21 protein-coding genes are annotated in these 14910 nt (G+C 36.5%); 7 read left to right on the plus strand and 14 right to left on the minus strand.

What is annotated here, in order from left to right:
* The 3 genes from repM to N7590_RS20005 all read left to right on the plus strand — a co-directional run.
* Nucleotides 1–951 (plus strand): replication initiation protein RepM (gene repM / locus N7590_RS19995; protein ID WP_001208778.1); only part of this gene is annotated, 951 nt, incomplete at its 5' end.
* Entirely contained in the window at nucleotides 944–1519 is a 576-nt protein-coding gene (locus N7590_RS20000; protein ID WP_017725651.1) for a plasmid replication DNA-binding protein, read from the plus strand. The genes repM and N7590_RS20000, both read left to right, overlap by 8 nt.
* Before the next feature lie 20 nt (nucleotides 1520–1539).
* The gene (locus tag N7590_RS20005; RefSeq protein WP_004786602.1) at nucleotides 1540–1683 is read left to right on the plus strand and encodes a hypothetical protein; all 144 of its coding nucleotides are present in this window, start codon (nucleotides 1540–1542) and stop codon (nucleotides 1681–1683) included.
* Nucleotides 1684–1874: 191 nt separating this feature from the next.
* On the opposite strand, the gene yddG is transcribed toward N7590_RS20005, so the two are convergent.
* The 4 genes from yddG to N7590_RS20025 form a co-directional block, all read right to left on the minus strand.
* On the minus strand, nucleotides 1875–2780 hold the full coding sequence (yddG, locus tag N7590_RS20010) for an aromatic amino acid DMT transporter YddG (protein ID WP_058972195.1): 906 nt from the start codon (nucleotides 2778–2780) through the stop codon (nucleotides 1875–1877).
* A gap of 12 nt (nucleotides 2781–2792) precedes the next feature.
* Nucleotides 2793–4085 carry an MFS transporter gene (locus N7590_RS20015; RefSeq protein WP_058972194.1) on the minus strand — a complete coding sequence of 431 codons (1293 nt, stop codon included), beginning with the start codon at nucleotides 4083–4085 and terminating at the stop codon, nucleotides 2793–2795.
* 57 nt (nucleotides 4086–4142) lie between these two features.
* Nucleotides 4143–5381, minus strand: a complete 1239-nt coding sequence (locus N7590_RS20020; protein WP_001094922.1) for a M24 family metallopeptidase — start codon at nucleotides 5379–5381, stop codon at nucleotides 4143–4145.
* Between the two features lie 116 nt (nucleotides 5382–5497).
* Entirely contained in the window at nucleotides 5498–6457 is a 960-nt protein-coding gene (locus N7590_RS20025; RefSeq protein ID WP_000941153.1) for a GlxA family transcriptional regulator, read from the minus strand.
* A gap of 189 nt (nucleotides 6458–6646) precedes the next feature.
* Here N7590_RS20025 and N7590_RS20030 point away from each other — a divergent pair, with 189 nt between their 5' ends.
* Together N7590_RS20030 and N7590_RS20035 are read left to right on the plus strand one after the other, a co-directional pair.
* Nucleotides 6647–6892, plus strand: a complete 246-nt coding sequence (locus N7590_RS20030; RefSeq protein ID WP_000246756.1) for a type II toxin-antitoxin system RelB/DinJ family antitoxin — start codon at nucleotides 6647–6649, stop codon at nucleotides 6890–6892.
* On the plus strand, nucleotides 6882–7175 hold the full coding sequence (locus tag N7590_RS20035) for a type II toxin-antitoxin system RelE/ParE family toxin (RefSeq protein ID WP_038349496.1): 294 nt from the start codon (nucleotides 6882–6884) through the stop codon (nucleotides 7173–7175). The genes N7590_RS20030 and N7590_RS20035 overlap by 11 nt, the downstream gene beginning before the upstream one ends.
* A 126-nt stretch (nucleotides 7176–7301) precedes the next feature.
* Here the strand turns inward: N7590_RS20035 and N7590_RS20040 are convergent, their stop codons facing one another.
* Nucleotides 7302–7658, minus strand: a complete 357-nt coding sequence (locus N7590_RS20040) for a hypothetical protein (RefSeq protein ID WP_008942574.1) — start codon at nucleotides 7656–7658, stop codon at nucleotides 7302–7304.
* 115 nt (nucleotides 7659–7773) lie between these two features.
* Between N7590_RS20040 and N7590_RS20045 the strand changes: the two genes are divergently transcribed.
* Nucleotides 7774–8160 carry a hypothetical protein gene (locus tag N7590_RS20045; protein WP_008942575.1) on the plus strand — a complete coding sequence of 129 codons (387 nt, stop codon included), beginning with the start codon at nucleotides 7774–7776 and terminating at the stop codon, nucleotides 8158–8160.
* A gap of 114 nt (nucleotides 8161–8274) precedes the next feature.
* On the opposite strand, the gene N7590_RS20050 is transcribed toward N7590_RS20045, so the two are convergent.
* The 9 genes from N7590_RS20050 to N7590_RS20090 all read right to left on the minus strand — a co-directional run bounded on the left by N7590_RS20050 (nucleotide 8275) and on the right by N7590_RS20090 (nucleotide 12730).
* The gene (locus N7590_RS20050) at nucleotides 8275–8886 is read right to left on the minus strand and encodes a recombinase family protein (RefSeq protein WP_000571899.1); all 612 of its coding nucleotides are present in this window, start codon (nucleotides 8884–8886) and stop codon (nucleotides 8275–8277) included.
* Between the two features lie 180 nt (nucleotides 8887–9066).
* On the minus strand, nucleotides 9067–9594 hold the full coding sequence (locus tag N7590_RS20055; RefSeq protein ID WP_000537572.1) for a plasmid pRiA4b ORF-3 family protein: 528 nt from the start codon (nucleotides 9592–9594) through the stop codon (nucleotides 9067–9069).
* Between the two features lie 519 nt (nucleotides 9595–10113).
* Complete coding sequence (gene nadS / locus N7590_RS20060) at nucleotides 10114–10386, minus strand: NadS family protein (RefSeq protein WP_000369780.1); 273 nt, start codon at nucleotides 10384–10386, stop codon at nucleotides 10114–10116.
* Nucleotides 10379–10699: a type II toxin-antitoxin system RelE/ParE family toxin gene (locus tag N7590_RS20065; RefSeq protein WP_000897309.1), complete on the minus strand. Its 321-nt coding sequence runs from the start codon at nucleotides 10697–10699 to the stop codon at nucleotides 10379–10381. Before N7590_RS20065 ends, nadS begins: the two co-directional genes overlap by 8 nt.
* A 186-nt stretch (nucleotides 10700–10885) precedes the next feature.
* The gene (locus tag N7590_RS20070) at nucleotides 10886–11083 is read right to left on the minus strand and encodes a hypothetical protein (protein WP_000476222.1); all 198 of its coding nucleotides are present in this window, start codon (nucleotides 11081–11083) and stop codon (nucleotides 10886–10888) included.
* Nucleotides 11084–11149: 66 nt separating this feature from the next.
* On the minus strand, nucleotides 11150–11377 hold the full coding sequence (locus tag N7590_RS20075; protein ID WP_000921865.1) for a hypothetical protein: 228 nt from the start codon (nucleotides 11375–11377) through the stop codon (nucleotides 11150–11152).
* Between the two features lie 97 nt (nucleotides 11378–11474).
* Nucleotides 11475–11690, minus strand: coding sequence for a cold-shock protein (locus N7590_RS20080; protein WP_000071892.1), 216 nt, complete (start codon nucleotides 11688–11690; stop codon nucleotides 11475–11477).
* 324 nt (nucleotides 11691–12014) lie between these two features.
* Entirely contained in the window at nucleotides 12015–12446 is a 432-nt protein-coding gene (locus N7590_RS20085) for a hypothetical protein (protein ID WP_000390052.1), read from the minus strand.
* 17 nt (nucleotides 12447–12463) lie between these two features.
* Complete coding sequence (locus tag N7590_RS20090) at nucleotides 12464–12730, minus strand: hypothetical protein (RefSeq protein WP_006581723.1); 267 nt, start codon at nucleotides 12728–12730, stop codon at nucleotides 12464–12466.
* 210 nt (nucleotides 12731–12940) lie between these two features.
* Here N7590_RS20090 and mobQ point away from each other — a divergent pair, with 210 nt between their 5' ends.
* Complete coding sequence (gene mobQ, locus N7590_RS20095; protein WP_108496623.1) at nucleotides 12941–14377, plus strand: MobQ family relaxase; 1437 nt, start codon at nucleotides 12941–12943, stop codon at nucleotides 14375–14377.
* The last annotated feature ends 533 nt before the right edge of the window (nucleotides 14378–14910 follow it).

The raw sequence follows: 14910 nt of genomic DNA on the forward strand, positions 1-14910 counted from the left end.
ATGAGAGAATTAGTGGTAAAAGACAATGCCTTAATCAATGCAAGCTATAACTTAGATTTAGTAGAACAACGTTTAATTTTATTGGCCATTGTTGAGGCAAGAGAAAGCGGGAAAGGTATTAATGCGAATGATCCCCTTGAAGTACATGCAGAAGGCTATATCAATCAATTTGGCGTACATCGCAATACGGCTTATCAAGCATTAAAAGATGCCTGTAATGATTTATTTGCAAGACAATTTAGCTATCAAAAAATAAATGAACGAGGGAATATTGAGAACTATAGATCCCGTTGGGTTAGTGAAATTGGATATGTAGATAATGAAGCAGTGGTTAAACTTATCTTTGCCCCAGCCATAGTTCCCTTAATTACACGCTTAGAAGAGCATTTCACTAAATACGAATTGCAGCAAGTTAGTAATCTCAGCAGTGCTTATGCTGTTCGCTTATATGAATTATTAATTGCTTGGAGAAGTACTGGCTCTACTCCTGTTATAGAGCTAAGTGATTTCCGTCAAAGAATTGGCGTACTCGATACAGAGTACAAGCGTATGGAACGCTTTAAAACTAGTGTACTTGAGCTTGCTATTAAACAAATTAACGAACATACAGATATCACTGTGAAGTATGAGCAACACAAAAGAGGTCGATCAATTTCAGGATTCTCTTTTACTTTTAAACAGAAAAAGAAGGACAACCCACCGATAGAAAGAGATCCGAATACGTTAGATCTCTTTACAAAGATGACTGATGCACAACGCCATATGTTTGCAAATAAACTTTCTGAACTTCCTGAAATGGGTCGTTATTCCCAGGGAACTGAAAGCTATCCGCAATTTGCTGTTCGTATTGCTGAGATGCTGCAAGACCCTGACCGAATAAAAGAACTATACCCATACCTAAAAAAAGTGGGATATATGCCATCAAATAAAAAGGACACCGTAAATGGCTAAGTTATCACTAAGTGAAGTATCTAAAAAATTCCATGTGGATAGATCAACCATTTACAGAGCTGTACGTAATGGACGTTTATCACGCTCCAGTGATGGACAATTCGATCTAGCAGAGGTCATCCGATGCTTTGGAGAACCTGAGCAAACATCTCAAAAAATTGAATCATCTAGGCAAGAAGGTGATGAATCTACAAAAAAACTTATTGCCCATTTAGAAAATGAAGTCAAAAAATACCAAGAACGTGAAGAACGGTTAATGCAACAAATTGACCGTATGCAAACACTCATTGAGCTGAAAAGTGTTGCACCTGCCACAGCATTACCACAACAAGATGCTACGGCATGCGACACCGACATGCCACAGCATGCGACAACACAACAAGACAATGATAATAAAAAGAATAATGAATTCAATATTGCAGAAAATGTGGCAGTGCCACAGCAAGAAACTACGGCATACCACACCCAAACGCTACAGCATGCCACGTTGCAAAATGTGGCAGTGCCACAACACAAAAAGCGTGGCTTATTTGGCCGTGTGCTGAATGCTGTGTTTGATCATGACTGAGCAATCAAGGGAGAGAGATCATGCCAAAATTGAAAGACATTGCCCTGGGCATTATTGTGGCCCCACTGTTAATCCCAATCATGCTGGTTGCATCGTACCAGGATAAAAAGGCACTCAAAAAAGAGCTGAATGAACGCCAAAAAGAAAAAGACCAGGCATCCTGATTATTCAATTAACCTAAACAAAGTTGTGAAACATTGATCAAATAATAGGCGTGGAACGTGAAAAATCATAAAAAAAACCCACCTTGGGGAAGATGGGCTATCAACTAGAAACTACAGCATTGATTTCTATAGATAATTATAACGCATTTCGTATAAGGTGTATTATGTTAATTTTAAAACCTCTAAATAATTTATTGCTTTCGAGTCGCTAACCAACACAAGACTGCTCCTGTTGTCACCATTGCAACACCTTGCCAAAAGATGAAAGATAAGGAAGTACTTAGAAGTAATGCCGCAAAAAAAGCAGATAACACAGGAGTAAAATAAGAAGCGCCAGCCATTAATGTCATGTTCCCTGAAATAATTCCAATATTCCAAGCACCATATCCCAAACCTAAAGCACCAGCCGCCATAATCAGAGTGACTGTATTGTCATAAGTAAAATTAATAGCTGACCCACTCATGAAAAAGTATTTTATCCATAGTACAACTGCAACCAGGGCAAAAAATATAGTGACTAGATTTTTACCCTGAGACGTTTTTACTGTCACAGAACAATATGCAGCCCACAAAATAGCAGCAGCAAAAGCTAAACCATAACTAAGAGGATTAGCTTTTAAATTAGTCAATATCTGAAAAAAATCAAATCCAGTATTTCCTCCTAATACCCAACAAATTCCAACTAAAGCGAATATGCAGCCAGGAATAATTAAAATATTGGCCTTAACGTTGTTAAAAATAATTGCGAATAGTAGAGTAAATGTTGGCCATAGATAATTAATCATGCCAACTTCGATTGCTTGTCTACTGTTTTGCGCATAGCCAATAGAAAGGGCAAAACATAATTCATAAGCAACAAATAAAAGGCTTCCCCACCATAAATAGGATTTTGGGATGGTAGAAAACTTAGGCATACCAATCATGAAAACTAAAATTATGGATGCGACACTGTAAATTAGAGCAGCACCAGCTACAGCTCCAAAGCTCTCACTAACACTCCGCATTAAGCCTACATTTGTACTCCAAAATATGACAGCTGTAAGACCAATTAAAGTCGATATATTTCTATTGAGTGCAGGGAGAGCATTTAAAAGCATAACCTATTCCTTTTAAGCCTTAGCATTGATTAAACGATGTGATTTCCTTTCTAGTAAAGCCATACTTGCAAAAATTGCAACTATAACTAATAAGACACTAGGTGCTAAGGTATTAGCTGTTTGTTGAATTAACCAGGTTGCAACGAAAGGAACTGTTCCACCTAACAGTGCATTAGCAGTATTAAAACTAAAGGCAAAACCGGTATAGCGCACTTGTATAGGGAATTGTTCTGTTAAATATGCAGGTAAGCTACCATCGTTCATTGCTAGTAATGTGCAAAACACGAGCTGAATGATTACCATTTCAACAAAACTGGCGGTTGAAAGTAAGTAAAACAAGGGTACAGTCAGTGCGATAAAGCTTAGACTTGCCCAAAGCAACATTTTCTTACGCCCAATTCGGTCTGAATATTTGCCCATCAAAAAAACTATAGCAATATAAAATAGCAATGAAATTGACCCTGATATAAAGGCTTGCGTTTTATTTACACCCAACTCTGTAGCTAAATAATTTGGCATATAACTAAAAATAAGATAGAACGCGGTAGCATTTAAAGATGCAACTGCAAATGCTTTAAAAAGTGCTGGTTGATACTGGGTAAATAAGGCTTTGATTGGAAAATTTTCTTTGTTGCTATTTTTTTGATGTTCTAAAAACTCTGGAGTTTCTTCTAACTTTACACGGATATAATACCCGATTAAACCTAATGGTGCTGCCAATAAAAATGGAATTCTCCAACCATATTCGTGTAAAAACTCCTCTGACATGAACGCGAACATCGCCGCTGCCATTAAAGAGCCGAGTAGTAAACCCGTTGCAGTACTTGCAGGAACTAAACTGGTATAAAGTCCTCTTTTTTCCTTAGGGGCGTATTCTGCAAGAAAATTTGCTGCACCAGCATATTCACCTGAAGCAGAGAAGCCTTGGATCATCCGGAATATTAGTAACATAATCGGTGCAAAAATACCGATACTTTGATAATTTGGTAACAGTGCAATACATAGCGTAGCCAGTGTCATTAATATAATCGACCAAGATAGTGCATTTTTTCGACCAAATTTATCCCCAACATGTCCCCAAAAAATACCCCCTAATGGACGAAAAATAAATGAGATTGCAAAGATCGCATATGTAGCCATTAATGCGGTTAAAGGATCACTTTTCGGAAAAAAAACCACTGCAATCACTGTTGCCAAAAAACCATATGCAGCATAATCAAACCACTCTACAAAATTACCAATAAAACTGGCGCTAGCAACACGCCTTAGCGTATTTTTTTGCTCTATTTGATGGTTGTTTTTCATTCTATTTACTCCTAATTAAATAGGCACTCATTTTCAGAGTGCCTATTTAAAATCTTTTTATTTGATAATGTTATGTTCTGGACCATATGGAAATTTGGTAATATTTTCATTTCCTGATTCTGTAACGACCAAGATATCATGTTCACGGTAACCACCAGCCCCAGCCATACCTTGCGGAATCATAATCATAGGTTCCATTGAAATCACCATGCCTGGTTCTATCACCGTATCAATATCTTCACGTAATTCTAAACCAGCTTCACGACCGTAATAATGTGATAACACACCAAAGGAATGTCCATAACCAAATGTGCGGTACTGCAATAAACCTTCTTCATAGAAAATTTCATTTAACTCTTTAGCAATATCACTGCAACGTGCACCTGGGCGAATGAGTTTTAAGCCAGCTTCATGCACCTTGACATTCGCTTCCCAAATACGTAATGAAGCGTCATCACAGTGATCAAAGAATTGGGTACGCTCTAAAGCTGTATAATAACCAGCAATCATAGAAAAGCAGTTTAAACTTAAAATGTCGCCTTTTTGGACTTGGCGGGTTGTAACAGGATTATGTGCACCATCCGTATTAATGCCGGATTGAAACCAAGTCCACGTATCCATGAGTTCAGAGTTTGGAAAACGTTTGGCAATTTCGCGTACCATGGATTGAGTAGAGGCTAAAGCTACTTCATGCTCTGGCACACCTTCACGAATCGCTGCAGTCACTGCAAAACCACCAATATCACATACTGCAGCACCTTGGGTGATATGTGCAATTTCTTCAGCAGATTTAATCATGCGTAGCTTCATGCATGCGGCACTAATATCGACAAACTGCACATTCGGTAAAACTGCTTTTAACTTGTTTAAACGTTCTACAGGTAAATGATCAAACTCAATTCCTACACGGCCTTTATTTGGAATTTCTTGTGCAACCGCTTTAAAATAGTTATCACGCTGCCAGTCGGTATAAACCACGTTATAGTCACCAACCGTACGACGCCAAGGTTGCCCAGCATCAATATTTGCTGAAATTGTCACCACTTTTTCTGGGCCAACCACCAGACCGTAGAAACGCCCAAATGAACAATATATAAAGTCCGCATAATAGTTAATGTTATGGATTGAACTAAATAGAATATGGTCAATTTCTAGCTCTTCCATGAGTTGGCGTAACTTGCTTTGTCTATTTTGATATTCAGATAATGAAAATGTTGCAGAAACTTTTTCACCATTTTCAATGGTTAATAATGATGGTAGTTGTGAAGCAGCAAAATTATTTACTAAAGTATTCATATATGTGCCTAGATCAATGTGATGTAACCAATCACCTCAGCTTATGCAGAATATGAATAGAGATTTTTGCTAAAAGCGTCAAAAAGTTGTCAAAAACCGACAAGACTAAAAAAACACTAATGAGCAAAATCCAGGATGTTACGTTCAAATTTGGGGGAATAGTTAAAAAAAGCTTTATAGGCTTTAGTAAAACTAGATACATTACAAAAACCACATGCCAAAGCAATATTTGAAATGTTTAACGTAGACTGTTTAAGTAGATTCTGTGCATAGGTAAGTCTTAGTTTTAAATAATATTCTTTTGGGGCCAATTGTAGATTCATTTTAAACAAGCGCTCTAAAGTACGCGGTTGAATTTTTACATGCTGTGCAATTTCAGCAATAGTTAAAGGCTCATTAATATTATTTTCCATTAAGCGCAATACTTCTTGAATCGGAAAATCAAGTTTTTTCTTATGTTCAGCAATGGGTTGATGTTGAATTTCATTGCTCTCACGTACTTGATGAACAATAAATTGTTCACAGATTCTTTTAGCAATATTTGGATAGTGTATTTCAACAAGTGCCAAGCCTAAATCAATCGCGGCAAGCCCACCAGAACAGGTAAAACGATTCGCATCAATGGTAAAAATATGTGGGGTAAACTGTACTAATGGAAATTCTTCTTGTGCAGCTAAGGTATTTTCCCAATGAAGACTAGCACGAAAGCCATTTAGTAAATCGGCTTTCGCTAATACATAAGCGCCTGTACATAAACCACCTAAAGCAATTTTTTGTTGATCTAACCTATATAAAAAATTCTTTAAGCGTACTGTCATATTTTTATAAAGTTGAAAACCACCACAAATAAAAACTATATCCATGTTCAGTAAATGTGACAAAACACAGGTATGTTGTATTTGAAGACCATTGCTTGCGCAGCTATGATGACCATCTAAACCTGTTACATTCCATTGGTATAAATTGTCTTCTGTAACATAATTAGCCATACGCAAGACTTCAACCATGTTTGAGAAAGCAATCATTGAAAAGTTATCGAGTAATAAAAAACCAATACGCTTAGAGTTTTGCAACATAAGAATTAATTTACTTCATTTCTTTCATATTTTTAGTAAGCAAGTTTAAGACCACAATTTCGATTCTTTAAAAATTTAAATTTTCCACCAAATAACTATCCATTTAACATAATGGCCGTTATACGAAGTCGACTTGTAATGCAATTTGCATTACAGTACTCCTAGTACATTAAATAACTGGGAGATATGATGGCTACTGTTAACTTCAGGGTCGATGAAGCCCTTAAAGAAAAATCCTATTCCATCCTTAAAGAACAAGGTATTGCACCTACAGATTTCTTTACTAGTATTCTTGAGTATGTTGCTACGACTGGGAAACTACCTGTCAAAAAAGCTTTGCTTTCAGAAGAAGACGAAGAATTATTAGCTCTTGTCCGTAAGCGCATTAATGACCCTAAAGAGATGTTTGAGGAAGTCACATTAGATGACTTATAAGCTTTTACGTCACAAGGACTTTACAGCAGAATGGGAAAGACTCCCTGTTGCTATACGAGATCAATTTAAGAAGAAACTAGCCAAAGTCATAGAGCAGCCACATATTCCAAAGAATATGCTTAGAGGCGATCTTGCAGGTTGCTATAAAATTAAATTATTAAAAGCTGGTGTCAGACTTGTCTATCAAGTTAAAGATGATCAGGTAGTTATCTTGCTCATCACAGTCGGGAAACGAGCTGATAGCATAGTTTATGACGAAGCTAAAAAGCGCATTAAAGACTAAAAATGGGAGCTTATAGCTCCCATTTTTGCATTCGTATAAGGTGTATTATGTTAATTGTAGGAAATCTTCAAAAAACTATTAGATGCTATTTAAGCAAAACAGTTTTCAATTCGAAATACATTCAGATTAATAAGTGGTTGAAGTGCAATTTGTAGCATAACCATAATTATAACAATTTGTATTCGTTGTCTTAGGTGCTGAATTTTTTAAACTTTCATTCAGATTTGCCCAAGCTTGACGATTAGCTTCTTGTTGTCTGTAATAATTTTCAACTTGCTGACTATCTGCTGGTGTAACAACTTGTCCAGTTGCTATTCCCTTGTGATAACAGTAAAGAGTATCTGGATCATCATAGGAATATGAATATTTTTCACACTGCGTGGGTAGATAATATAATTTTCCGTTATGTCCAGCTGTTTGGTATCCTACAGTAGAACAACCGGTTAAGATTGCAGAACCAAGTAATAAATAAAAAAATTTCATTTTTCCCCCTTGAATTAAAAGTATCAAGCTTCTTAGCTATAACTAAATTTAATAATATCTTATACAATTTCTATATTGATATTTAATTTTATAAATTTTTTATTAAGGAATAAATGTGAGAAAACTAACTCTAACACTTGGCTTATTAATCAGTTTACAAAGTAACGCATCTGATTTGAGAGAATTTTGTGATTATATTGAAGGGGCTATCATTATTTCCTCTGATACTGAGAAAAAATATTTAGGAAAAATATCTTCATCTTATGACAGCGATTCTATTTTTAACGAATATGGTAAGTATGGTGGGGAATATTCTTCAAATTCTATTTGGAATACCTACAGTAAATATGGAAATGAGTACAATAGCTATTCTCCATTTAATGAATACTCTTTGAATCCGCCAATAGTAATTAAAAATAATCGTGTGGTTGCAAAACTTACTGTTAATGATTCTATATCAAATGCATTAAATCCGTATGTGTTAAAAGCATGTAATTTTTAATCTTAAAAATAGCCCTCAGTTGAGGGTTATTTAACATAAAATCTCTTATGTGAAGCAATCTTTGTAACTCCAAAATAGAAATGTCCGGTTTCTCCAAAGTAAAAATGTCCGCTTTTAGATAACTTTAGCAACTCGATAGACAGTTGCAACTCCACAATTCACTGCTTTTGCAATTTCTTCCTTAGTCATATTGCCAGCCACCAGCAGTTCTTTTATTCGTTTATGTTTAGCCTCATTAGCCTTCTTACCTGTTGGCTTGTAACCTGAACGCGCTAGGCCCTGCTTAATACGTTCTATACGTTTCTCATTGTCCAGGCGAGCCATTGTTGCCAGGAGATCAATCAACATATTATTGATGAGTTCCAGAATTGAATGAGTAATGCTGTCACTGGCTTGAATCATTTGGTAGGTAGTAGGAAGATCTGCTACGACTAAACGAAGTCCCTTTTCCTGGATCCTGCGCTTCAGCTCTTGAAAATCTCGTTGGGTTAGGCGTGATAAGCGGTCAATACTTTCAACTAACAAGGTGTCACCCTGATTTGCTTCTGACAGTAGCTTATTCAATTCAGGTCGGTCTAACTTCGTACCACTATAGTTTTCCACGTACACAATGGTTTCGCCCAAATTCAAGTTTTGGTTTAGATCCTGAAGAATCTGCAAAGCCCTTTTTGCATCTTGATCTTTAGTTGAAGCTCGTAGATAAATACGTGTATTCATTTCTATCATTTAGTCTTAATTCGATTAGGTTAATGATAATACTATCATTTAATTATTTTACTAAGTTTAATGACAGGTATTATATGCGATTTGGCTTGCTATCATTCAGCTATACTCTTTTGATAAAAAAAGCATGACTAAAAGCCATGCCTTGGGAATTCGTATAACAGCCCTTATGTTAAATCAGGTTTAAAACTTAATATCATGTGAATTAAAGTAGGTCGGATCAAACTCTATCTCTCCTATTTCATCCTCGATAATTTGCATGTAATCGTCATATCTTGGATGTTTGGGGTCTTGTAATGCATCTAAAATATCAAGATATCCAAAAATTCCTCCAATATCTTCAAATGGAGCATGATTTTGACCATCTATACAACATGGATATTTTTTATTTAAATCAGGAGATTGTCTGCTTTCTACAGTAATCAAATGTTCCCAACAATCGCCAAAATCATATGTATATATAATTTTTTTACCTACACGTAGAACTTCTTTCAATTTTTGTCTTTTATTGATCTTTTCATGCTTAATAGTCGTGAATTCATGTAAATGGCTATCTTCCCAATCAAAAGCAGATTGAATTGCCTTATGGAGCCTAGATAAAGTAGCTGCCGATGAAATTTGAATAGTTCTCCAGATTTCAGGATCACTACCTAGCAGACTAATTTTTAATTGAAAAACTTCATCAGAAGATTTGAGCTTTACAGTTCCCATAACAGCCTAGTTCTCAAAAAATAGTTTTAGTAAATCTAAAATTAACATAATACACCTTATACGAAGTACACTTGTATATTAAAATTTAAATCAATAACTTAAAAAATTCATCCTGATCATAAAAACCGCAAAAAGCCGATTTTGAAATAAGTCGGCTTTTTTATGATCGGTTTTGATAGTTCTTGCCAACACTTTTGCTCAAAAAACACTCAAAACCCAAAATCACATACACTCTATAAGGCTTTCAGCCTAAAAACAATCCACAATTTTTGCGGATAAACCTTGGGGTAAGTTTTGAGCAATGTTGTACGCTCAGGCTGACATGAATTAAGGAACATTGCGTCTATGTCATCTCTGCGAATTTTCTTATGATGGGGACATAGAGAACAGGATGTTCCAACACATAAAACAATAATGATAAGTGCAACACCAGGACGTGAGGTACGACAGGAGTTATACCTAAACACCTAATACGAAAAAGCCCGACAGGATGTCGGGCTTTTTTATTATCTAAACTTCTTAAATTAAAGTTGGATGAGCATCTAAAATACGAATTAAAGTCGCTGCAGGACCAGTCGGATAGCGACGGCCTTGTTCCCAGTTTTGCAGGGTTCTCGCGCTGATATGCAAACGTGCAGCAAATTCAGCCTGGGTTAAGCCTGTTTTCTCACGTACTTCTTTAATATCCGGTAATTCAAGCTCTGTGACTCGACTTGCCTTTATCTCCTTACGCTTGATGGCACCAGCTTCTTTGATTGAAGCAACCAGGTCATCAAATAAGTTGTTATCCATGAAATTGCTCCTTTACTAATTGACGTAGAATCGAGGTTTCTTTGTCTGTCAGATTATCTTTCACAGACTTTGGATAAGCCACCAGGAAAAAGATCTGATCATCTTCTGTAACCCAATAATAGATCACACGGATACCGCCACTTTTGCCTTTATTGCCCTGAGCACAACGTACTTTACGAATTCCACCACCATTCTTGATTAAGTCGCCCTTATCAGGCTGTACCAAGAGATCTTGCTGGAGCTGACGATACTCTTCATCACTCACAAGCTCTTTGATTTGCTTAGTAAAAATACTGGTTTCAATGAATAACATAGGTTTAAGTACGTCAATGGCGTATAAGAATTTTAGCAGTTTTAGAATAAAAAAACGAGAGCTGTGAACTCTCGTTTCGCATAAGCAAAGGCTTACAAATATAAATATTAGGTATAAAAAACCCGCATGATAGCGAGTAGGTCCTGATATTTCATTCAGACTATAGATTTTATAAAAACTATATTTCTAGATGATTTTAAATATTTTTCCACTTAAGGTACTTTGAAAAAGCATTTCAAAACTAGGTCGAATATCTTCACCATCAACGGTGATATGTTTTATATTCAAATGAGATTGTGTGTTGGCAAACTCATGATCCACTGTGGCTTGAATAGCGTGTTTAACGCCAAACTGGTCTTTTACGCTGAGAGTCTGTTTAAACATATATATTTCCTTAAAAAAATTGCAGTGGAAATCCCACATAAATTATTGATGTTTAAAAATTTATCGCTAAGCAACTTTATGATTTAATTTAAATAGCTGATTTAGAGAAGTGTAAAATGTACGGCCATCCAAATTTAAATCAACTTCGATTCCAGATTCCAGTAGAACTCTTTTACCTACTTCGATTTGTTTTAAACCTTGACGTGTATTTTGCATTTTATGTAGAGGAATTAATGAAACAATAATTTCAGTACCATTTTTAGATTTTGCAATTAAATCATTTACTTTTAACAACTTATATCCTATTTTTTAGAGATTTTTTCAATTTTGAAAACATTTTAAAGCTTAAAAAAAGCACTTATGAGTGCTTTTTATTACTGCTTATTATTACTTAGATAGCAACAATATTTACAGCATTCGGTCCTTTTTGACCTTGAGCTACACTGAATTCAACTTGCTGGCCTTCAAATAAGGTCTTGAAACCTGAACTCGCGATTTCGCTGAAATGAGCAAAAACGTCTGGACCTGATTCTTGTTGAATGAAACCAAAACCTTTAGTTTCGTTAAACCACTTAACAGTACCTTTAACAACATTTGAGTTTGACATAATATATCCTACTAATTTTTAATAATTTTTTAGTCATTTTATTGACTGATTAATAACTTTGAAAATAATAAAGAATGAGACTTAAAATCTAAAAAACGAAGGATTATGACTAAAACTGCGATACTTAAGGAAGATTTACCGAAACAAGACTTTTTTTCTAGTTAAGTTAAATATACAGTAAAAATAAAAATAATCAAGTTTTTTGATATAAATATTAATTTTTCTTATAAAATCCATATTTTTTCTTTAAAAATTAATTAAATTCAATAAGTTATTTATTATATTATTTAATATTTTCTTTAACATAAAATCTCTTATGCGAAATTACATACCAACTTTAACCACATTGTGGACAGGTTGGAGTTTAGAGATAAGAAAAATTTCTAGAGCATTTGCTAAATAAGCCCTATCACGTTCAAAGCCTATCGTAATGATGGATCCAGCATCTTTTAATCTTGGATCTATCGCAATATATTCAGTTTTATCTTCATTCCATCGGCAATATTTCATTACCCTGGCGCTTAAGCCATTACCACGATAACGGCCAGCACCTCTAGAAGTGCCAACACCGATATAAGTCACTAAATCCCCTTTGATAAACGCATATACACCTTGTTTATCGTAATTAGGAATTTTCCCAAAATTAAAATGTACTGGTGACCATTCAGGAGGCGTTCCTAATAGATCTACATTCCAGTGATGTTCAAAAAATAATTCTGTATTACGTATTAACTCATTAAGTGTTGGATCTTCCACTACTCATCTCTCAAAATTTATAAATTAAAAAGCTTTCGGTCACGCTCATCTGTCAAATACTTATCCATCTGAGCAATTAGTTTAGCTCTGGCTTGTTCATCTTCTTCAGTGATTTTTAGCATGCAGGATCCAATTAAAATTTTGCGTCTGGTATCGTCCTTTCGTGCCTGTTCTTTCTCTTTGGCACGTTCTCTTGCCAGTGCTGCCTGTCTTTGAGCCTTTAACTGCTTTAGCTTTTCTTCCTGTGCCTTGATTTTGCTGTCTAGTGTTTCAGTAACGCTCATTAATCCAATACCATCATCCTGGGAAACCATCCCTAACATAAGCGCACTTGAATATGCATTCAAGGTGCTATATGTATAGTAATGTTTTCCTCGAAGAGCGCACTTATGCAAACTTCGTTTGCAAGTCCGATTGGGGTCTCCCCCAATACCCCGACAACCGTATTCACGGTTGTATTTCACTACGTGAAAATTTAAAAGCGAAAAATAGACATGGCGATTTACCACTTTTCAGTCAAAACCGTAGCACGATCAGCAGGGCGTTCCGCCACTGCTGCGATTGCCTATCGGGCAGGTGAAAAGATCTATTGTGAACGTGAAGGCCGAGAACATGACTACAGCCGAAAAACTGGTGTGGAATACAAAGAAATTTATTTACCCGAAAGCGCACCACAGCATTTAAAAAATCGAGAAAAACTCTGGAACGAAGTTGAACAACGGGAAACCCGAAAAAACTCGACTGTGGCCCGGGAATTTGAAATTGCCTTTCCAAGTGAACTGAACCAGGAACAACGTCTGGCCATGCTTGAAGAATTATGTGCCAGCATCGTGGAAAGACATCAGGTAGCAGTCGATGCCTGTATTCATGCACCGCATACCGGATCCGGCAGTGATGAGCGCAATTATCACGCCCATATCCTAATGAGCACACGTAAACTTACGCCAGAAGGTTTTACAGAGAAAACCCGGGAACTCGATCAGAAACACAGTGGAGAAATCGATCACTGGCGTGAACACTTTGCCGATATCTGCAATGTGCACCTGGATCTGGCCGGATCCACAGCCCGGGTCGACCACCGCAGCTACAAAGACCAGGAGAATGGCCTGGAAGCCACCCTGCACGAAGGACCGAAAGTCACCGAACTACGTAGAAGAGGCATCGAAACCGAAATCAGCCGAAGCAATGATGAAATCAAACAGAGAAATCAGGCTCAGTTGCAATACGACAAAAATATGGGCGTTCTAATTGCTGAAAATGAGATAAAACTCAGCACACTGAAAACAGAACAGCAGATCCAAATCAAAAATAGCGCTAAAACGCCACCAATTGACGAAAAAGCCCTGTTTGAGGAAAAACAGAGGGAAACCCTTGGCAAAGTGCTAAAACGCGAAATCAGCGCAAAAGACGCGAATTTAGACCTGGATTTTATGCAGTGCAATCTCAAACAAGCCGAAATAAACCTGACCAAGCACCACAAACATCAAAACGAGTTCAATCAGCAGCTTGCCCAGGAGATCGTGAAAAGTGGACTCAAGCAAAGTCATGACAAATTGCAAAGCCTGGTCGATCAACACAACGAATTAACCCAGAACAAACCCTTACTGTTTGGAAAAAAAGCCTGGGAAGCCCAACGTGATGAGATCTACCAAGAACACAAAAAGCTGAAAGGTCAGCATGAACACCAGAAAAAACATGGTGTGAAGGATTTATTGGAGAATGAAAAGTTCAAAGAACATGCCTGGAAGCAGTACCAACAACAACATCCGGCCAAAGCCAAGCAATACCAGACTCTATACCCATCCTATCAAGTCATTAAAAAATGTGTGGATGAGATCAAAGCAGAACAACAAATGAAACTTAGACAAGAACAACAGCTCAAAGCAAAGCAACATGCGCCAAAAATGAAATCTCGTGGCATGAGTCGATAAACAGAGCGAATGTCTACGAGCGAACTGAAAAAATTTGCTTATCCCTTTCCCTGATTACAAGCTCTCTATCCATCAATCACCTGCTTTACAGAGCATCCCGAATGGGTGCGAACTTTCCAAATTTGATTCCTAAACCGAGCGTAGCGAGAAAAAAAAGCTTATGAGCGAAGCGAATTCCGAGTTGCTTTTGCTTTTTCTAAAATTCACGAAAATATGAACCAAAAATTGCCCCGACGAATCGAGCGAAAGCGAGATTCAATAGAGTTTGAGCGAACGAAGTGAAGCGAAAACCAAGGGCAATTTTTCACTCCTTGGGCTTTTAATTATTTTAAAGTTTTTAAATGCTTTTAGATATGCTGAAAGCCTTTGTTCACAATGCTTTTAAGGTTTATATGACACCGTTTACCTTGCAATATGACACCGTTTACCTTGCAATATGACACCGTTTACCTTGCAATATGACACCGTTTACCTTGCTTATAGCACTAAAATTAATTATTGTGTCATAGCATAATAATTAATACTGGTGCTTC

The sequence above is a fragment of the Stenotrophomonas sp. GD04024 genome, from assembly GCF_029837545.1.
Lineage (GTDB): Bacteria > Pseudomonadota > Gammaproteobacteria > Xanthomonadales > Xanthomonadaceae > Stenotrophomonas > Stenotrophomonas forensis.